The 19,431-nt window shown below is 68.3% G+C and carries 14 protein-coding genes; 11 read left to right on the top strand and 3 right to left on the bottom strand.

The genetic code is table 11. The features are described 5' to 3' along the window. The first annotated feature begins 33 nt into the window (after positions 1–33). Positions 34–1,821 carry an efflux transporter outer membrane subunit gene (locus AC3WRR_RS26060; protein ID WP_492298539.1) on the top strand — a complete coding sequence of 596 codons (1,788 nt, stop codon included), beginning with the start codon at positions 34–36 and terminating at the stop codon, positions 1,819–1,821. A gap of 28 nt (positions 1,822–1,849) precedes the next feature. On the opposite strand, the gene AC3WRR_RS26065 is transcribed toward AC3WRR_RS26060, so the two are convergent. Together AC3WRR_RS26065 and AC3WRR_RS26070 are read right to left on the bottom strand one after the other, a co-directional pair. Next, on the bottom strand, positions 1,850–3,067 hold the full coding sequence (locus tag AC3WRR_RS26065) for an acetyltransferase domain-containing protein (protein WP_492298541.1): 1,218 nt from the start codon (positions 3,065–3,067) through the stop codon (positions 1,850–1,852). A gap of 2 nt (positions 3,068–3,069) precedes the next feature. Further along, positions 3,070–5,253: a TonB-dependent siderophore receptor gene (locus AC3WRR_RS26070; protein WP_492298543.1), complete on the bottom strand. Its 2,184-nt coding sequence runs from the start codon at positions 5,251–5,253 to the stop codon at positions 3,070–3,072. Positions 5,254–5,352: 99 nt separating this feature from the next. On the opposite strand from AC3WRR_RS26070, the gene AC3WRR_RS26075 reads away from it, so the two are divergent. Both AC3WRR_RS26075 and AC3WRR_RS26080 read left to right on the top strand, forming a co-directional pair. Further along, the gene (locus AC3WRR_RS26075; protein ID WP_010814233.1) at positions 5,353–5,775 is read left to right on the top strand and encodes a Fur family transcriptional regulator; all 423 of its coding nucleotides are present in this window, start codon (positions 5,353–5,355) and stop codon (positions 5,773–5,775) included. A gap of 131 nt (positions 5,776–5,906) precedes the next feature. Further along, positions 5,907–6,782, top strand: a complete 876-nt coding sequence (locus AC3WRR_RS26080) for an EamA family transporter (protein ID WP_010814234.1) — start codon at positions 5,907–5,909, stop codon at positions 6,780–6,782. Here AC3WRR_RS26080 and AC3WRR_RS26085 read toward each other — a convergent pair whose 3' ends face one another. Next, a complete protein-coding gene (locus AC3WRR_RS26085) occupies positions 6,783–7,364 on the bottom strand; it encodes a GNAT family N-acetyltransferase (protein ID WP_454749133.1) in 582 nt (193 codons plus the stop codon). A 78-nt stretch (positions 7,365–7,442) separates the two neighbouring features. Here AC3WRR_RS26085 and AC3WRR_RS26090 point away from each other — a divergent pair, with 78 nt between their 5' ends. From AC3WRR_RS26090 to AC3WRR_RS26125, 8 genes are all read left to right on the top strand, one after another. Beyond that, positions 7,443–7,928 (top strand): winged helix-turn-helix transcriptional regulator, encoded by a 486-nt coding sequence (locus tag AC3WRR_RS26090; RefSeq protein ID WP_010814236.1) that lies wholly within the window; start codon positions 7,443–7,445, stop codon positions 7,926–7,928. Positions 7,929–8,247: 319 nt separating this feature from the next. Next, a complete protein-coding gene (locus AC3WRR_RS26095; protein WP_010814237.1) occupies positions 8,248–9,567 on the top strand; it encodes an MFS transporter in 1,320 nt (439 codons plus the stop codon). A gap of 65 nt (positions 9,568–9,632) precedes the next feature. After that, a complete protein-coding gene (gene nirB, locus AC3WRR_RS26100) occupies positions 9,633–12,194 on the top strand; it encodes a nitrite reductase large subunit NirB (protein ID WP_011616796.1) in 2,562 nt (853 codons plus the stop codon). Between the two features lie 26 nt (positions 12,195–12,220). Next, positions 12,221–12,604, top strand: a complete 384-nt coding sequence (gene nirD / locus AC3WRR_RS26105; protein ID WP_010814239.1) for a nitrite reductase small subunit NirD — start codon at positions 12,221–12,223, stop codon at positions 12,602–12,604. 58 nt (positions 12,605–12,662) lie between these two features. Continuing rightward, positions 12,663–13,904 (top strand): NAD(P)/FAD-dependent oxidoreductase, encoded by a 1,242-nt coding sequence (locus tag AC3WRR_RS26110; RefSeq protein WP_010814240.1) that lies wholly within the window; start codon positions 12,663–12,665, stop codon positions 13,902–13,904. Between the two features lie 41 nt (positions 13,905–13,945). Continuing rightward, positions 13,946–16,675: a molybdopterin-dependent oxidoreductase gene (locus tag AC3WRR_RS26115; RefSeq protein WP_492298545.1), complete on the top strand. Its 2,730-nt coding sequence runs from the start codon at positions 13,946–13,948 to the stop codon at positions 16,673–16,675. 174 nt (positions 16,676–16,849) lie between these two features. Beyond that, positions 16,850–17,857, top strand: a complete 1,008-nt coding sequence (locus AC3WRR_RS26120) for a tripartite tricarboxylate transporter substrate-binding protein (RefSeq protein ID WP_010814242.1) — start codon at positions 16,850–16,852, stop codon at positions 17,855–17,857. Between the two features lie 276 nt (positions 17,858–18,133). Continuing rightward, complete coding sequence (locus AC3WRR_RS26125) at positions 18,134–19,282, top strand: MFS transporter (RefSeq protein ID WP_010814243.1); 1,149 nt, start codon at positions 18,134–18,136, stop codon at positions 19,280–19,282. The last annotated feature ends 149 nt before the right edge of the window (positions 19,283–19,431 follow it).

Raw genomic sequence — 19,431 nt, forward strand, 5'->3', positions numbered from 1 at the left:
CCAGATAACAATCCCCACTCTCCGGAACCATCCATGCGAAGCCTGCCACGCCCCCGTACCCTGCCCCCGCCGCGCCTGCTGCTGCCCGGCGCACTCGTGCTGGCCCTTGCTGCCTGCACGCTCGAACCGCAGTACCAGCGCCCCGACGCGCCGGTCCCGTCGGCGTGGCCGGAGGGCGCTGCCTACCGCACCCCGCAGGCCGGTGCGGCGCAGCCGGGCCAGCCGGCTCAACCCGCCGGCCCTTCGGCCGCGGACCTGGGATGGCGCGATGTTTTCGTCGACCCGCAACTGCGCCAGCTGATCGAACTGGCGCTGGCCAACAACCGCGACCTGCGCATGGCCACGCTTGCCATCGACGAAGCGCGCGCGCTGTACCAGATCGAGCGCGCGGCGCAGTTCCCCACGGTGGAAGGCAATGCCGGCATGGTCTCGCAGCGGTTGCCGCAACGGCTGCGCGCGGCGGGCCAGTCGCCGCAGATCACCACCTACAACGCGGGCATCGGCTTTACGGCGTTCGAGCTTGATTTCTTCGGCCGGGTGCGCAGCCTCAAGCATGCCGCGCTCGAGGAATACATGGCCACCGAGGAAGCGCGCCGCAGCGCGCAGATCAGCCTGGTGTCCGAGGTGGCCAACGCCTACCTGACGCTGCTGGCCGACCGCGCGCTGCTGAAGCTGTCGCAGGACACGCTGAAGACGCAGCAGGACGCGGCGGAGATGGTGCGGCGCGGGCGGCAGGTTGGTGCGATGGCGCAGCTGGACCAGCATCGCGCGCAAACCCAGGTGCAGACCTCGCAGGTCGGCGTTGAGCAATACACGCGGCAGGTGGCGCAGGATGAGAACGCGCTGTCCTTGCTGATCGGCGGCCCGTTGCCGAAATCCGTGACCGATGCCGGCGCGGCAACGGCCAACGCCAACGCCGCCGCGCGAGATCCGCTGGACGCGCGCACCCTGGTGAGCGAGTTCCCCGAAGGGCTGCCGTCCAGCGTGCTGGTGCGCCGCCCCGACATCCTCAACGCCGAACACCGCCTCAAGGCGGCCAACGCCAATATCGGCGCGGCACGCGCGGCGTTCTTCCCGCGCATCTCGCTGACCGGCGCGCTGGGCGTGGCCAGCAGCAGCCTGGCGGGGCTGTTCTCCGGCGGCATGGCATGGGTGTTCGCGCCGCAGCTGACCGTGCCGATCTTCGACGCCGGCCGCAACCGGGCCGGGCTGGATGCGGCCAACGTGCGCAAGGACATCAACATCGCCAACTACGAGAAGACCATCCAGACCGCGTTCCGCGAAGTGGCCGACAGCATGGCGGCACGCGCCACCTACGAGCGCCAGGTGCAGGCGCAGGAAGCGCTGGTGCGCGAAGGCAGCGAGACCCGGCGGCTGTCGGAAATGCGTTTCAAGAACGGCGTGGACGACTACTTCGGCGTGTTCGACGCGCAGCGCCAGCTCTACACCGCGCAGCAGGCGCTGATCACGTACAAGCTGGCCGGCCTGACCAGCCGCGTATCGCTGTACAAGTCGCTCGGCGGCGGCTGGCGCGAGGTGACCGAGGCCGCCCCGGCGGCCAATGGCGGCGCACGCCAGGCACCCGCCGCGCGGCCGCAAGCCGCGGCACAGCCCCAGGCGGTGGCACGGCCTCAAGCCGTGGCGCAGCCGCAGGCCGTGGCGCAACCTCAGGCCGTGGCACGGCCCCAAGCCGCCGCACAGCCTCAAGCCGTGGCACCGGCTCAGGCAGCAGCCCAGCCCCAGGCCGCAGCGCAACCTCAGGCTCCGGCGCAATCCCCGGCGGCGGCACAGCCGGCACCCGTCGCGGCCACGCCGCGCTGAGCCGGGACGTGCGGGACCCAGGCGCTGGTCAGAAGTACTTCAGCCAGCGCCAGTCCCGCCGCCTTGCTTTCAGCGCCGCGAACCAGCGCACCGCCGGCCACAGCGCCAGGGCGAGCACGGCCGCGCCCAGCCACAGCTGCCAGACGTGGTCGAGGCCGAACACCTTGCCCTGGTTCAGGCCCCAGCGGTGCACGCAAACCTGGTACAGCCCCTGCAGCACGTAGAGGTGCAGCAGGTAGAAGAACATCGGCACGGCGCCGAACACAGCCAGGCGCCGCGCGATCCAGCTGCCCTGCGCTCGCTCCAGCCACACCAGCAGCAACCAGCCCACGCCCAGTGTCAGCAGCAGGAACAGCAGCGACGGCGGGTATTTGGTGACGTTGAGGAAGCTCATCGCGGTATGCAAGGCGTCGCTGCCCGCCAGCCATTTCTGCTCCTGCCCGTAGCCGTTCAGCGCGCGCAGCACCGCAAAGCCTGCCAGCGCCGCCAGCCCGCATCCAGCCAGCCGCCGCTGCCGTACCGCGGCAGGCACCGTGACGGCAAACCACGGCCCCGCCGCATAGCCCAGCGCGATCACGCCGATCCACGGCAGCACCGGGTATGAGGTACGCACCCTGAAACCATCAGCCACCTCGATCCAGGTGCGGTCGTGCAGGATGGCCCAGGGCACGTGCCAGGCGCTGTCCACCGGGAAATGCAGCGGGCTCAGCAGGTTGTGGCCGGCAACCAGCGCAATGCCCGCGGCAATCAGCACCGCCCGCGGCAGCCACACCAGTGCCGCCAGCGCCATCATGCTCAGGCCGATGGCCCAGATCACCTGCAGGTAGATCACCTGCGGCGGCAAGGTCCCGGTCCAGGCAAAGCCGACCAGCGTCACCTCCAGCAGCACCAGGAACACGCCGCGCCTGAGCAGGAAGCCGCTGACGGCGCGCCGGTCGTTCCCGGCGGCACCGTAGAGCCACACCGATATGCCGGCCAGCCAGATGAAAACCGGTGCGCACAGATGCGCGGCGAGCCGGCTGAAGAAAAGTGCCGGAGAGGTCGTGGCGACATCCATGGGATCGGCCACCTGGACGTGCAGGAAGAACATGTCCCGTACGTGGTCCAGCAGCATGATCAGGATCACCAGTCCGCGCAGAGCGTCGATGGACAGCAGCCGGCCGCCGGCCGGCCGCGCGACCGCGGCAGAAGGGAAATCTGTCGGAGAAGACAGGGGCGCGGCAGTGCGCGCCTTGGCTGGCAGCATCGTCAATAGCTCAGTTGCACGCCCAGCCGCACACTGCGGCCCGCGCCCGGCGCAATCCACAGGCTGCTGTACGAACTGGCGTAATAGGTCTTGTCGAACAGGTTGCCCACGTTGAGCGACACGCGCACGTTGCGGCTGTATTGCCAGTAGCCATGCAGGTCCACCAGCACATAGGCCGGCAGCGAGAAGCTGTCCTGCACATCGCCCGGACGCCGCCCCACATAACGCAGGCCGGCACCAACGCCATAGCGCTGGCCCACCGGCGCGGCATCCTCGTACACCGCCAGCACGCTGCCGCTGGTGCGCGGCACGTTGGACAGCGGCGTGCCGGCGGCCAGGCGCGTGTCCTGCGTGATCTCGGCATCGGTCAGCGCAAAACTGCCCGATACGCGCCAGTGGGTGCCAAGCTGCCCGGCCACATCCAGCTCCAGGCCGCGGCTGCGCGCTTCGCCGGCGGCGATATAGAAGGAGGGATCGGACGGGTCGGTGGCCAGCACATTGCGCTTGCGGATCTCAAAGATGGCCAGCGTGGCGCCGCTGCGGCGGTCCTCGCTGTCGAACTTGATGCCGGCCTCCACCGCGCGGCCGCGCTCGGGGTCGAACGGCAGCCCCGCGGCGTCGGCGCCGGCATTGGGACGGAATGACTGGCTGGCATTGGCAAACAGCGACACGTTCTGGCTGGCCAGGTAGCTCACGCCCACGCGCGGCGACACTGCGTTCTGGTGCTGCGTGGTGCGCGTGCCGCGCAGGTGGTTGTCCAGCGACTGGTCGAAGGCGTCGAAGCGCACGCCGGCCAGCACGCGCCAGCGCTCGCCCAGGCTCAGCTGGTCCTGCGCGTAGGCGCCGAGATTGCGCTGGCGCTCGTACGTGTCCATGTTCCACGGCATCGGCGGCGCCGGCTGGCCATAGGCCGGGTCGTAGATGTCGATCGCGTACGGCGCCGCGGCGCTGGGGTTCTTGCGCAGGATCGCCATGGTATTGCCGAAGCGGTAGGCATCCACCCCCATCAGCAGTTCATGCCCGACCGGGCCGGTGCTGAACTTGCCGGTCACGCTGGCCTGCAGCGAGACATCGTCCGACTGGAAGTCACGGTAGCGGCGCTGGCGCCAGAGCGTGCGGCCGTCGGCGGCCAGTGAAGTCGCCTCGCTGCTATGTCCCGTCAGTGCGCCGCCGCGGTAGGACAGGCCGAGCCTGCCCTTCCAGTTCTGACTGAACTGGTGCTCCACGCTGAGCTGGTGCGACTGGCTGTCCAGCCGCATGTCGCCGTCGCCGGGCTCGCCCAGGAAGCGCGAGCGCGGGATGCGGCCCAGCTGGCCGTTGACGGCCACCACGCCGCGGTCCATCGGCGTGGTGTAGCGCTGGAATTCGGCCGCGTACTGCAGCACGGTGTCGTTGCCCAGGGTCCAGGTGAACGACGGCGCCACCAGGTAGCGCTGGCTGTTGATGTAGTCGCGCGTGCTGCCCTGGTGGTCGGCCACGGCGATCAGCCGGCCGGCCACGTTCTCGCCAAGCGGGCCGGTGACATCGGCCGTGGCACGATAGCCGTCGCGCGTGCCAAGCTCGAAGCCATAGCGCTGCGCAGGCCGGAACTGCGGCTGGCGCGTGACCACGTTGAAGGTGCCGCCCGGCTCGCTGGTGCCGTACAGCGATGACGTCGGGCCCTTGAGCACTTCCACGCGTTCGATCGTGGCCGCATCCATCGGCGCGGTATAGCCGCGGTTGGCGGCAAAGCCGTTGACCAGGTAGCCCGCGCCGGTGTTCTCATGGCCGGTGAAGCCGCGCATGGCGAAGTTGTCCCACAGGCCGCCGAAGTTGTTCTGGCGCGCGATGCCGCTGACATAGTCGAAGGTCTGGTCGAAACGGGTCGCGGCGATATCGTCCAGCATGGCGCGCGGCACCACGCGCACCGACTGTGGAATTTCGCGCAGCGGCGTGTCGGTGCGGGTCGCGCCGGAGGCGTCGGGCGGGTTGTATGATGCGGAGGCCGTGCCGACCACCGACACCGCCGGCAGCGTAATATCGGAGGCCTCGGCGGTATCCGCCGCCTCGGCCAGGCCGGACATCGCCAGCATCAGGGCAGCAACCGGCCGCAATGAACGCGCCTGGACCGGGCGCAGGTCTGGCACAACAGGCAGGAACGAAAACGGCGCGCGGCGCCGGGCACGGCTGAGCTGCGCAAGCAGCATAAGGAACACCCCAATAAAAACGAGTCGCGGCGGCGGCCATCCGACTGGCAAACCGCAGCGACTCACTAATGATAATAATTTCTCATTAAGATTCTAGTCATGGAACGCATGACCCGTCAACGCGGCGCCGTCATCGACGCGCTGCGCGAAGCCGGCCGGCCCCTGAGCCCGGCCGAGATCCTGGCCGCGGCCCAGCACCAGGTGCCCTCACTGGGACTGGCTACGGTCTACCGCAACATCCGTGCCCTGGTGGAAGGCGAGCAGGTGCATGCCGTCGAACTGCCGGGCCAGCCGGACCGCTATGAATTGTCGGAAGTGCCGGGTGCCGCGACCCACCGGCACTATTTCCAGTGCCTGTCGTGCGACCGCGTCTTCCCGCTGGAAGGGTGCCCCGGGCATCTGGAAGAGATCACGCCACCGGGTTTCGAAGTGGAGCACCACGAGCTGACGCTACTGGGGCGTTGCCCGGACTGCGCCAGCAAACCCGGCAAGCGGCGCAAGGCGGCAGCTCGGGATCACTGAGCAGCGGCGTGCCCGGGGCACGGCCAACTGTACTGAGCCACTGGCCCACACCTGTATATGGCGCCCGCGCCGGGCTTGCCGCATGATGCGGCAGCATTGCACAGGCCACGCCATAAAACAGGATCCCCAAATTGCCGCAAACCGCCGCCCACCGTCGCTCGACCCTGCTCGCCGTGCTGGCCCTGACCGGCTCGATGGCCTCGCTGTGCATCGGCACCTCTTTTGCCAAGAGCCTGTTCTCGGCGCTCGGGGCACAGGGCACCACGGCACTGCGGGTGAGCTTCTCCGCGCTGATCCTGCTGTGCGTCTGGCGCCCGTGGCGCATCCCGCTGACGCGAACCAACGCGCGCGCGATCGCGTTGTATGGCGCGGCGCTGGGCGCGACCAACCTGCTGTTCTACATGTCGCTGCGCACCATCCCGCTGGGGCTGGCGATCGCGATCGAGTTCACCGGGCCGCTGGCGGTCGCGGTGCTGTCGTCGCGGCGCGCAATTGATTTCCTGTGGATCGCCTTTGCCGTGGCCGGGCTGCTGCTGTTGCTGCCGGTCGGCGATGCCGCCGGCACGCTCGATCCGGTGGGCATCGGCTATGCGCTGGCCGCGGGCGTGGGCTGGGCGCTGTATATCGTGTTCGGGCAGATGGCGGGCAACGCCCACGGCGGGCAGGCCACCGCGCTGGGGCTGACCATGGCGGCGCTGGTGGTGCTGCCGTTCGGGCTCGCGCATGCGGGCACCGCGATGTTCAGCCCGACGCTGCTGCTGTTCGGGCTGGCGGTGGGCATCCTGTCGAGCGCGATCCCCTATTCGCTGGAAATGGTGGCGCTCAAGCGCCTGCACCGGCGCACCTTCGGCATCCTGCTGAGCATGGAGCCGGCGATGGGCGCGCTGGCCGGGCTGGCGTTCCTGCATGAACAGCTGAGCGCGCTGCAATGGCTGGCGATCGCCAGCATCATCACGGCCTCGGCAGGTTGCACCATGACCTCGCGCGGCAAGCGCGACGCCAGTTAATCAGCGCGCGCCGAACCAGTCCGCCGGCAGCCGCTGCGGGCTGCGCGCCGGCTGGCCAAGCGCCAGCGTGACTTCATGCAGGTGGCTGTCCTGCGGATTGCGGCGGCTGGCAAAGCCGAGGCCGCGCAGGATGGCCAGCATGCGGCGGTTCTCGCTGAGCACGTCGCCGCGCAGGGTGCGCAGGCCGGCCGCGCGCGCCAGTTCGCACAGCCTGGCGATCAGGCGCCGCCCCAGTCCCTGCCCTTGCCAGCCGTCGGCAACCACCACGGCAAATTCCCCGACGTGCCCGGACACCACGTATTCCGCGCTGGCGACAATGGCTGAGACACCAACTTCGTCGGGCGCCTCCACCACCAGCGCCACCCCGCCAGGTCCGGGCGCGGCCAGGCCGTCGACAATCGCGTCCACCACGCGCCCGCCGCTCAGGAAGCGGAAGTAGCGGCTCTCACGCGAGAGCCCATCCACCAGCGCGCGCAGCGCCCCGCCATCCTGAGGCCGCGTATGGCGCAGCGTGACCTGCACGCCCCGTCCCACCGTCCAGCTTTCCGCCTTGCCCGTGCGGGCCTCGCTCTGATCATCCATCCCGGCACCATCTGGATTCAAAATTCGTAGTCAGAGTATAGGAGATAACCTGACTTTTGCAAATGAAGTCAGCATGCTATGCTTGCCGGCATCATGACCCTCAATGCGTCCGACCTCCGCCACTGCTCGATTGCCGCGACGCTGTCGCTGATCGGCGAAAAGTGGACGATCCTGATCCTGCGCGATGTCTTCCATGGCGTGACGCGCTTCGACGACTTCCTGCGCCGGCTGGAATGCTCGCCCGCGGTGCTGTCCGCGCGCCTCAAGACGCTGACCGACGCCGGCCTGCTGCGCAAGGTCGGCTACCGCGAGCCCGGCGAGCGCGAACGCTTCGAATACCGCCCCACCCGCGCCGCCGTCGAGTTGCTGCCGGTGCTGGTCGGCCTGATGCAGTGGGGCGACAGCCACATGGCCCCGTCCGGCGAAGGCCCGGTGCAGATCCGCTCGCGCGCCAGCGGCAAGCTGGTGCGCGCGGCACTGGTCGACGAGGACGGCGTGGAAGTGTCGCCGCGCGATATGCGGATCATTCCCGTCAACGCCCAGTCCCCGGCTTCGGACCAGTAGCGCCGATCGCGGTATTGCATCGCACCAGCGCAGCCCACCGCACTGCACCATGAGTGTGCCGCCAGCCCGGCGGCCGCCCCACCACAGCGCATCCCGGCATCACTCCGCCGCACCCCAGCGCAACAAACCCCCACTCACCGTCACATGCCGGCCTGGCACACCCCTTGCGTAACAGGGTACGGGCCCGTCAATGGCGACCGGCCCACCCCACATACGCAGCCCCTATCCCATGTAGTGGCTGTCAGGACAACGGCGTCCCCTGAACTGGCCTGAGCGGCCTGGTCTGCGGGACGCCATTTGTTTTTTGGAGCCAAGGACGATGACCGCCAAAGCCACCCGCATCGAGCTGCTGAGCTTTAGGACCCCGCAGATGCGCGCCTTCCACCTGACCTGGATGGCGTTCTTCGTCTGCTTCTTTGCGTGGTTTGCCTGCGCTCCGCTGATGCCTGTGCTCAAGGGCGAGTTCGGCCTGACCCCGGGCCAGATCGCCAACATCAATATCGCGGCGGTGGCGGTGACCATCCTGGTGCGCCTGGTGATTGGCCCGATGTGCGACCGCTTCGGCCCGCGCAAGACCTACACCGGCCTGCTGGCGCTGGGCGCGCTGCCGGTGCTGGGCGTGGCGCTGGCACAGAACTACGAGACCTTCCTGACCTTCCGCCTGCTGATCGGCGCAGTCGGCGCCAGCTTTGTGATCACGCAGTACCACACCTCGGTGATGTTCGCGCCCAACGTGGTCGGCACCGCCAACGCGGCCGCGGCCGGCTGGGGCAATGCCGGCGGCGGCGCCGCACAGGCCATCATGCCGCTGCTGCTGGCTGCCGTGCTGATGCTCGGCGCCGACCACGCGTTCGGCTGGCGCTTCGCCCTGCTGGTGCCGGGCGTGCTGATGCTGATCATGGCCGTCATTTACTGGCGCTTCACCCAGGACTGCCCGGAAGGCAACTACTCGGACCTGCGCGCCCGCGGCATCGCCATCACCGGCAAGGACGGTGGCAAGGGCGGCGGCTGGGCCAGCTTCCGCGCCGCCAGCGCCAACTACCGCGTGTGGCTGCTGTTCATCACCTACGGCGCCTGCTTCGGCGTTGAGATCTTCATCCACAACATCGCCGCCTCGTATTACGTGGACCGCTTCGGCCTGAGCCTGAAGGCTGCCGGCATGGCCGCCGCGAGCTTCGGCCTGCTGGCGCTGTTTGCCCGCGCCCTGGGTGGCTGGCTGTCGGACAAGGCGGCGCGCCGCCGCGGCCTGGACGCACGCGCCACGCTGCTGTTCGTGCTGATCCTGGGCGAAGGCCTGGGCCTGCTGTGGTTCGCGCAGGCCGGCAGTGTGACGCTGGCCGTGGTCGCGATGCTGCTGTTCGGCCTGTTCACCCACATGGCCTGCGGCGCGACCTACGCGCTGGTGCCCTTTATCGACCGCAAGGCGCTGGGCGGCGTGGCCGGCATCATCGGCGCGGGCGGCAACGTTGGCGCCGTCGCCGCGGGCTTCCTGCTCAAGGGCCTGGGCGACCTGCAGCACACGCTGACAGTGCTGGGCGTGCTCGCCACCATCTCCGCACTTTGCGCCATCGCCATCCGCTTCACCGCCGAGCACAAGGCCCAGGAGCAGGCGCTGTACGACAGCGCAATGGCCAGCTGATTTTAAAGCATCGCCCCCACAGCACAACAAGCAGCAAAGACTGACTACCGGACAAGGAAAGCATCATGAAACTGATCATCGTCGGCCACGGCATGGTGGGTCACAAGTTCCTGGAGTGCCTGGCGGAAGCCGGCGCACAGAACGTGGAAGTGACCGTGCTGTGCGAAGAACCACGTCCCGCCTACGATCGCGTGCACCTGTCCGAATTCTTCGCCGGCAAGTCAGCCGAGGACCTGTCGCTGGTGCCCGCCGGCTTCTTCGAGCAGCACAACAACATGCTGCTGCGCCTGAATGCGCGTGCGGTGGAGATCGACCGCGCCGCGCGCACGGTGAAGGTGTCGACCGGCGAGACCCTGTCCTATGACAAGCTGATCCTCGCCACCGGCTCCTACCCCTTCGTGCCGCCGGTGCCGGGCAAGGACCGCAAGGACTGCTTTGTCTATCGCACCATCGAAGACCTGGAAGCGATGCGCGAATGCGGTGCGCGCTCGAAGACCGGCGTAGTGGTCGGCGGTGGCCTGCTTGGCCTGGAGTGCGCCAAGGCGCTGCGCGACATGGACCTGCAAACGCACGTGGTCGAGTTTGCGCCGCGCCTGATGGCGGTGCAGGTCGACGAAGGCGGCGGCCGCATGCTGCGCCAGAAGATCCATGGCCTGGGCGTGACCGCGCACACCGGCAAGAACACGGTGGAGATCATCGACGGCGAAGACGGCACCCACCGCATGGTGTTTGCCGACGGCACCCACCTCGACACCGACATGATCGTGTTCTCGGCCGGTATCCGCCCGCGCGACGAACTGGCGCGCACCAGCGGCCTGGCGGTGGGCGAGCGCGGCGGCATCGTGGTGGACAACCAGTGCCTCACCTCGGATCCCGACATCTACGCCATCGGCGAATGCGCGCTGTGGCAAGGCAAGATCTACGGCCTGGTGGCGCCGGGCTATGACATGGCCCGCGTCGCCGCGCGCCACCTGCAGGGCGAAGCCGCCGAGTTTGCCGGCGCCGACATGAGCACCAAGCTCAAGCTGATGGGCGTGGACGTGGCCAGCATCGGCGACCCGCACGGCACCGTGCCGGGCGCGCGCTTCTACCAGTTCTGCGACGACCGCAAGGAGGTCTACAAGAAGCTGGTGGTGTCCGACTGCGGCAAGTACCTGCTGGGCGGCGTGCTGATCGGCGACGCCAGCGAGTACGGCACGCTGCTGCAGATGATGCTGAACAAGATCGAGCTGCCCGAGTCGCCCGAGTTCCTGATACTGCCCGACAGCAGCGGCAAGGCCAAGCCCGCGCTGGGCGCCGATGCCCTGCCCGACACCGCCCAGATCTGCTCGTGCAACAACGTCTCCAAGAGCGAGATCTGCGCGGCCGTGTGCGACGGCGCCACCAGCATCGGCGCGCTCAAGACCTGCACCAAGGCCGGCACCGCCTGCGGCGGCTGCGTGCCGCTGGTCACGCAGATCATGAAGGCCGAGATGAAGAAGCAGGGCATGGCCGTCAACAACCACCTCTGCGAGCACTTCCCGTACTCGCGCCAGGAGCTGTATCACCTGGTTCGCGTGGGCAAGTTCAAGACCTTCGATGCGCTGCTGGAAGCGCACGGCAAGGGCATGGGCTGCGACATCTGCAAGCCCGCGGTGGGCAGCATCCTGGCCTCGTGCTGGAACGAGTTCGTGCTCAAGGAAGAGCACGCCAGCCTGCAGGATTCCAACGACTACTACCTGGCCAACATCCAGAAGGACGGCACCTATTCGGTGGTGCCGCGCATGCCGGGCGGCGAAGTCACGCCCGAGGGCCTGATCGCGGTCGGCCAGGTGGCCAAGAAGTATGGTCTCTACACCAAGATCACCGGCGGCCAGCGCGTGGACCTGTTTGGTGCGCGCGCCGAGGAACTGCCCTTCATCTGGGAAGAACTGATCGCCGCCGGCTTTGAGTCCGGCCATGCCTACGGCAAGGCGCTGCGCACGGTGAAGTCGTGCGTGGGCTCCACCTGGTGCCGCTATGGCGTGGGCGATTCGGTGGGCCTGGCGATCGAGCTGGAGAACCGCTACAAGGGCCTGCGCGCGCCGCACAAGATCAAGTTCGGCGTGTCCGGCTGCACCCGCGAATGCGCCGAGGCGCAGGGCAAGGACGTTGGCGTGATCGCCACCGACAAGGGCTGGAACCTGTACGTGTGCGGCAACGGCGGCATGAAGCCGCGCCACGCCGAGCTGCTGGCCAGCGACCTGGACCACGACACCCTGGTGCGCTACATCGACCGCTTCCTGATGTTCTACGTGCGCACCGCCGACCGCCTGCAGCGCACCAGCGTCTGGCGCGACAACCTCGAAGGCGGCCTGGACTACCTCAAGGCCGTGGTGCTGGACGACAAGCTGGGCCTCGCCGCCGAACTGGAAGCCGAGATGCAGCATGTGGTCGACACCTACGAAGACGAGTGGAAGAAGGCCGTGACCGACCCCGAGACGCGCAAGCGCTTCCGCCATTTCGTCAACAGCGACCGCCGCGACGACAACGTCGCCTTTGTCGAAGAGCGCGGGCAGATCCGCCCGGCCACGCCGGAGGAACGGAAATTGCGTCGTTCTCGCCTGAGCCAGATTCCCGTGGTTGCCATGCCCGCAAAAGCAGCCTGACCGTGCCCGCAAACAAGGAGAACGTGATGAGCCATCCCCACCATCCTGAGACCTGGACCGCCGTCTGCACCGTACGCGATATCGTGCCCAATACTGGTGTGTGCGCGCTGGTCGACGACAAGCAGGTCGCCGTGTTCCGCATCGGCCGTGGCGACGAAGTCTACGCCATCGACAACTTCGATCCCAACTCGCAGGCCGCGGTGCTGTCGCGCGGGCTGGTCGGCAACCTCGGCGAGCGCCTGGTGGTGGCTTCGCCAATCTACAAGCATCACTTCGACCTGCGCACCGGCGAATGCCTGGAAGCGCCCGAGCAGTCCGTCAGTGCCTACGCCGCACGCGTCTATGACGGCAAGGTCTGGATTGCCGCCGGCGTGGCCGTGAGCGAGGCCGAGGAAGAACTCGCAGCCTGACACCGGCGCCCATTTGATGTTCCCCCTGTCCTCAAGCCACGCCAACGGAGATGCCGGCATGACGCCTTCCGCCACCCCCCAAGCCCGCCCGCGCCTGGTCGTCGTCGGCAACGGCATGGCCGGCATGCGCACTGTGGAAGAGCTGCTCAGGCTCGCCCCGGACCTGTACGACATCACGGTGTTCGGGGCCGAGCCGCACGGCAACTACAACCGCATCCTGCTATCGCCGGTGCTGGCCGGCGAGAAGACGGTAGCGGACATCATGCTGAACACGCGCGAGTGGTACGCCGAGCATGGCATCGAACTGCTTGCCGGCGACCCGGTGGTGGCCATCGACCGCCCGCGCCGCATCGTGCGCTCGGCCTCCGGCCGCGAAGTGCGCTACGACCGCCTGCTGCTGGCCACCGGCTCCAAGCCCTTCATCCTGCCGGTGCCGGGGCACCAGCTCGACGGCGTGATCGCCTTCCGCGATATCCAGGACGTGGAGACCATGCAGCAAGCCGCGCGCGACCACCGCCATGCGGTGGTGATCGGCGGCGGCCTGCTCGGCCTGGAGGCCGCCAACGGGCTGCTGCGCCAGGGCATGGACGTGACCGTGGTGCACCTGCCCGACAGCCTGATGGAGCGCCAGCTCGACAAGCCCGCTGCCACGCTGCTCCAGGGCGCGCTCGAACGCAAGGGCCTGCGCTTCCTGCTGGGCGCTCAGACCGCGGAGATTCTCGGCATCGACCGCGTCACCGGCGTGCGCTTCAAGGACGGCAGCGAGATCCCCGCCGACCTGGTGGTGATGACCGCCGGCGTGCGCCCCAATATCGAGCTGGCCGCCGGCGCCGGCCTGCACTGCGAGCGCGCCATCGTCGTCGACGACACGCTGCAGACCTATGATCCGCGCATCTACGCCGTGGGCGAGTGCGTGCAGCATCGCCAGGCCACCTTCGGCCTGGTGGCGCCGATCTGGGATCAGGCGCGCGTGTGCGCCGCGCACCTCGCCGGCGCCGGCCATCGCCACTACGTGCAGCAGGCCACCGCGACTAAACTGAAAGTGACCGGCGTCGACCTGTATTCCGCCGGCGACTTCATCGGCGCCGAAGGCAGTGAAGACCTGGTGCTGCGCGACCCGCGCCGCGGCGTCTACAAGCGCCTGGTGCTGCAGGACGGCTATCTGGTCGGCGCCGTGCTGTACGGCGACGTGCAGGACGGCCCCTGGTACTTCGACATGATCCAGCGCCGCACGCCGGTGGGCGCGCTGCGCCAGCGCCTGCTGTTCGGTCAGGCGCAGTGCGAAGCGCTCGCCGCATAAGCATCACCGTAAGCCATATAACGCCCCCGCACGGAGAACGCGTGAACCTGTCCGACATCCCGGTCGTCTCGGCGATCCTGACCACCACCACCGCCACCACCTGCCCGTACTGCGGCGTCGGCTGCGGCGTGCGCGCCACCGTGCGCGCCGACGGCCAGGTCGAGATCGCGGGCGACGCGCAGCACCCGTCCAATCACGGCCGGCTGTGCGTGAAAGGCTCGGCGCTCGGTGAAACCGTGGACCTGGAAGGCCGCCTGCTCCACCCCAAGGTGCGCGGCACCGATGGCTCCCTGCAGCAAGTCTCGTGGGACCATGCGCTGGACACCGTCGCGCAAGGCTTCTCGGACATCGTCCGCCGCCACGGCCCGGATTCGGTCGCGCTCTATGTCTCGGGCCAGCTGCTGACCGAGGACTACTACATCGCCAACAAGCTGATGAAGGGCTTCATCGGCAGCGCCAATATCGACACCAACTCGCGCCTGTGCATGTCGTCGGCAGTGGCCGGCCACAAGCGCGCCTTCGGCGAAGACCTGGTGCCGGGCAACTACGAAGACCTGGAACTGGCCGACCTGGTGGTGCTGGTGGGCTCCAACACCGCGTGGTGCCATCCGATCCTGTTCCAGCGCCTGTCCCGGGCCAAGGAAGCGCGCCCCGAGATGAAGATCGTGGCGATCGACCCGCGCCGCACCGCCACCTGCGAACTGGCCGACCTGCACCTGGCGATCCGCCCGGGCACCGACGTGTGGCTGTTCAACGGGCTGCTGAGCTACCTGGCGCGCGAAGGCCGCACCAACGCCGCCTTCGTCGCCGCCAGCACCGCGGGGCTGGATGAAGCCCTGCAGGCCGCGGACGCGGCCTGCGCCGATCCCGCTGCCGTGGCCCGCGCCTGCAAGCTGGACGTGCAGGACGTGCTGGCGTTCTACCAGCTGTTCGCGGATACGGAAAAGACCGTGACCGCCTTCTCGCAAGGCGTCAACCAGTCGTCGGCCGGCACCGACAAGGTCAACAGCATCATCAACTGCCACCTGCTGACCGGCCGCATCGGCGCCCCGGGCATGGGCCCGTTCTCTCTTACCGGCCAGCCCAATGCAATGGGCGGGCGCGAGGTCGGCGGCCTGGCCAACATGCTGGCCGCGCACATGGAACTGGCCAACCCGCTGCATCGCGACGTCGTGCAGAGCTTCTGGCAATCGCCGGTGGTGGCTGACCGCCCGGGCCTGAAGGCGGTGGAACTGTTCGAGGCGATCGAAGCCGGCCGCGTCAAGGCGGTCTGGGTGATCGCCACCAACCCGGTGGTAAGCCTGCCCGACGCCGACCAGGTGCGCCGCGCGCTGGCCAAGTGCGAACTGGTGGTCACCAGCGACATCATCGAGCGCACCGACACCAATGCTGCCGCGCACGTGCTGCTGCCCGCGCTGGGCTGGGGCGAGAAAGACGGCACCGTTACCAACTCGGAACGACGCATTTCCCGCCAGCGTGCCTTCCTGCCCGCGCCTGGCGAGGCGCGCGCCGACTGGCGGATCCTGTGCGACGTCGCGCGCCGCATGGGCTTTGACGGCTTCGACTATGCGGGCGTGCATGAGATTTTCGACGAGCACGCACGCCTGAGCGCCTGGCGCAACGATGCCGCACCGCGCGTGTTCGACATCGGCGGGCTGGCCGGCCTGGACCAGGAGCACTATGACGCGCTGGAGCCCGTGCAATGGCCGCTGCCAGCGGGCGCACCGGCTGGCGCCGGCACGCAGCGCCTGTTTGCCGACGGCCGCTACGCCCATGCCGACGGCCTGGCCCGCTTTGTCGCCACGCCGCCGCGCGCGCCGGCCCACGCGCCCGACGACGATTTCCCGCTGATCCTCAACACCGGCCGCGTGCGCGACCAGTGGCACACCATGACGCGCACCGGCAAGTCGGCCAAGCTGGCCGACCACCTGCCCGAACCCTTCGTCGACATGCACCCGCAGGACGCGCTGCTGTCCGGCGTGGGCGAAGGCAAGCTCGCGCGCGTCAGCACGCGCTGGGGCGCGATGGTGGCACGCGTGCGCCATGGCGGCGGCATCCCGCGCGGCAGCGTGTTCGTGCCGATCCACTGGAACGGCCAGTTCAGCTCCGACGCACGCGTCGGCGCGCTGGTCAATCCCGTGGTCGATCCCGTTTCCGGCGAGCCCGAATTCAAGCACACGCCAGTACGGGTGGAGCCATTCGGCGTGAACTGGCATGGTTTCGTGCTGAGCCGCAGCGCGCTGCCCGCGGAAGCGCTGACCTACTGGACGCGCGTGCAGGGCCGCCAGTTCCAGCGCTATGAATTCGCCGGCCGCGACACCGTGGCCGACCGCACCGCCTGGGCCCGCGCGCTGCTCGGCGTGACCGATCCGGAGGCCGACTGGCTCGAGTACGAGGACCGCACCGCCGGCGTCTACCATGCGGGCTATGTCGTCAACGACCGGCTGGAAGCGTGCGTCTACGTTTCGACGCGGCCCGAGTTGCCCTCACGCGCGTGGCTCGCCGGCCTGTTCGGCCGCGAGCGGCTGGAAGACGCCGACCGCATCGGCCTGCTGCTCGGCCAGCCGATGGAGAAAGGCGCCGACACCGGCCCGACCGTGTGCTCGTGCTTTGGCGTGGGCCGCAACACCATCTGCGACGCCGTGCGCAAACACGACCTGAAGACGCCCGCGGAGATCACCGCCTGCGTCAAGGCCGGCGGCAACTGCGGCTCGTGCGTGCCGGAACTGAAGAAGCTGCTGGTGGAAGTGCGCGTGGCCGAGGTCGCCTGACCAGTGCAGTGCCGAGGCAACCGGGCTACCAGCCAGCCGGCCTGATCTTCCATCACGGATTAGGCACCCTTCACGAGAACCAGATTGCGGTCGCGGCGGCATACCCCCATGCTAGCCGCGCAACCCCGACAAGCCGCCCCGGACTCACGGCGCGGCACCAATCTGGAGACAGCAATGAAGGATGCGAAGGATTTGCGCGCCGGGCCACGATGGCTGGCGGGCGTGATGGTGATGGCCTCGGCGCTGGCTGGCACAAGCGCCGCGGCAGCGGCTGACGCCTACCCCGGCAAGCCGATCACGCTGGTCGTCCCCTACTCCGCCGGCGGCCCGACCGACGTCGTGGCACGCACGCTGGCGCAGGCGATGTCGCAGGATCTCGGTCAGAGCGTGGTGGTGGAAAACCGCACCGGCGCCGGCGGCACCGTGGCTGCCGCCTTTGTCGCCCGCGCACAGGCGGACGGCTATACGCTGCTGATCCACCATAATGGCATGGCGACCGCGCCGGCACTGTACAAGAAGCTGTCGTACGCGCCGCTGAAGGATTTCGAGTATGTCGGCCAGGTCGCGGACGTGCCGATGACCCTGATGGGCCGCAAGGACCTGCCGGCCAAGACCGTGCCGGAACTGATCCGCTACGTGACGCAGAACAAGGACAAGGTGTCGCTGGCCAATGCCGGGCTGGGCGCCGTATCGCAACTATGCGGCGTGCTGTTCGAGCAATCGGTCCACGTCAAGCTCAATGCAATTCCTTACCAGGGCGCCGGCCCCGCGCTGACCGCACTGCTGGGCGGCCAGGTCGACCTGCTGTGCGACCAGACCACGGCCACGCTGCCCCATATCCAGGCCGACCGCGTGCGCCTGTTCGGCGTGACCACGCCGGCGCGGATCAAGGCGCTGCCCAGTGCGCCAACGCTGCAGGAAGGCGGTCTCAAGGGCTTTGACGTCAAGGTCTGGCACGGCATCTACGCGCCCAAGGGCACGCCGCCCGCTGCAGTGGCGCGGCTGACCAAGGCGCTGCAGAAGGGGCTGCAAGATCCCGTGGTGATCAAGAAACTCGATGGCCTGGGTGCGGAAATCGTGCCGGTCGACAAGCAGACGCCGGAAGGCCTGCGCACACTGCTCAAGGCTGAGAGCGACAAGTGGCAGCCGCTGCTGAAGTCGATGCAGATCGAGGCCGACTGACTTTCCGCCATGCCACCGGTGCCTGGGCACCGGTGGCCCCTGATTGCTGGCAATACGATAGAATCATCCCTGACTTCCCGGCGATCTTTCTGAATCGCCCCTTCTCGCAGTACCCGGTGCCGGCTCGCACCACCCATCTTGCCCGACTCAGCGGCGCATTCATTTTCCGGATTTACCCACTGTTAGGCGGCGATGCGCCCTTGTTACGTCGCGTTTCGCACGTCTTGGCCGGTATCGCCACGTCCCATCAATGTTGAAGCCCGAGGAGGCTACCCTATGCCATCTCCTTGCCTGCTGCCCGTGCTTGCCCTAGCCGTGTGCATGGTCGGCGCTGCTGAATTCATGTTGTCACCGATGCTGGCGCCGCTTGCAGACGCCTTTGCCACCACCCCGGCGCGCGCATCGGGACTCGTTTCTGCCTATGCCCTTTCCTATGCCTTGGCCGCGCCGTTGATGGGCTGGTTCTCCGATCGTGCCGGACGGCGCCGCGTGCTGCTGGCTGCATTGCTGTTGTTCGCACTCGATGGCATCGCCCTCACGCTCGTCCCTACGCTGCATGCCGCCATGGCATTGCGTATCCTCGGCGGGCTCGCCGCCGCGGCCACGATTCCCACCGTCTTCGCATTGATCGCAGATCTGGTTCCCCCGGCGCGGCAGGCTGGCGCCATGGGCGGCGTCATGCTAGGCATGACCGCCGGCATTGCCGCAGGCCCGGCAGTGGCCGGGATACTGGCCGATGGATTCGGCTGGCGCGCTCCCTTCCTTGTCACCGCAGGTGGTTGCCTGGCGGCCCTTCTTGCCGGCTGCCACGTACTTCCGCGCAATCTGCCGCGTAGCGGCGACTGCCAGGAAAAATCCAGGAACGTCCCAGCATCTTCAGGCATCCTGCTTCCATTGATCGCGAAAGGCGCCTGGAATGGAAGCGCCGTAGCGGCCTATGTACTAGCGGGGGAAGTGCTGCGGCTGCGTTACGGGCTCGGCGTGGCCGGCGTCGGCGCGGCACTTTCGGTGTTCGGCCTCGGCCTGGCCGTTGGCAATCTGCTGGCAGGGCGTGCCAGCCAGTGCTTCGCGCGCGAGGAAAGTGTTTTGATAGTGGCCACCGCGCTTGTCGCCGTGGCCCTGACCTTGTTCACGACAGGCGTCTTGGGGTTGCCCGGGTCGCTTGGCTGCCTGCTGGCGTGGGGCGCGGCACTCGGCATCGCGGCGCCATCTAGCACCGCCATCCTGGCTCGGCGGGCCGGCGCAGCAAAGGGGCAGATTCTGGCCGTCTCGGAAAGCATCAACAACCTGGCTGTGCTGATGCTGATGCCGGTTGCGGCCAGCTCACTGGCAGTGCACGGCACCGTGCCAGCCGCATTGCTGGTTGGAGGCTGCTGCCTGGCCGGCGTTGCGCTGGCTGTCGCGGACCGGCGGATGACGGCATGAGGGGCGCGGGCGTGATTTTCCGCCGCGCCAAAGCAAAAACCCCCAGCCTTTTGGGGCTGGGGGTTCTGCGGTATAAGAGCCTGGCGATGACCTACTTTCACACGGGAATCCGCACTATCATCGGCGCGGAGCTGTTTCACGGACCTGTT

It is taken from the genome of Cupriavidus sp. FW305-3-2-15-C-LB2 (assembly GCF_058787575.1).

Bases quoted from the DNA above. Each gene is read 5' to 3' on its own strand.
- AC3WRR_RS26065 (WP_492298541.1), bottom strand. From the start codon at position 3,067: ATGCTGCCAGCCAAGGCGCGCACTGCCGCGCCCCTGTCTTCTCCGACA.
- AC3WRR_RS26125 (WP_010814243.1), top strand. From the start codon at position 18,134: ATGCCATCTCCTTGCCTGCTGCCCGTGCTTGCCCTAGCCGTGTGCATG.
- AC3WRR_RS26060 (WP_492298539.1), top strand. From the start codon at position 34: ATGCGAAGCCTGCCACGCCCCCGTACCCTGCCCCCGCCGCGCCTGCTG.
- AC3WRR_RS26095 (WP_010814237.1), top strand. From the start codon at position 8,248: ATGACCGCCAAAGCCACCCGCATCGAGCTGCTGAGCTTTAGGACCCCG.
- AC3WRR_RS26085 (WP_454749133.1), bottom strand. From the start codon at position 7,364: ATGGATGATCAGAGCGAGGCCCGCACGGGCAAGGCGGAAAGCTGGACG.
- AC3WRR_RS26110 (WP_010814240.1), top strand. From the start codon at position 12,663: ATGACGCCTTCCGCCACCCCCCAAGCCCGCCCGCGCCTGGTCGTCGTC.
- AC3WRR_RS26075 (WP_010814233.1), top strand. From the start codon at position 5,353: ATGGAACGCATGACCCGTCAACGCGGCGCCGTCATCGACGCGCTGCGC.
- nirD (WP_010814239.1), top strand. From the start codon at position 12,221: ATGAGCCATCCCCACCATCCTGAGACCTGGACCGCCGTCTGCACCGTA.
- AC3WRR_RS26070 (WP_492298543.1), bottom strand. From the start codon at position 5,253: ATGCTGCTTGCGCAGCTCAGCCGTGCCCGGCGCCGCGCGCCGTTTTCG.
- AC3WRR_RS26120 (WP_010814242.1), top strand. From the start codon at position 16,850: ATGAAGGATGCGAAGGATTTGCGCGCCGGGCCACGATGGCTGGCGGGC.
- nirB (WP_011616796.1), top strand. From the start codon at position 9,633: ATGAAACTGATCATCGTCGGCCACGGCATGGTGGGTCACAAGTTCCTG.
- AC3WRR_RS26090 (WP_010814236.1), top strand. From the start codon at position 7,443: ATGCTTGCCGGCATCATGACCCTCAATGCGTCCGACCTCCGCCACTGC.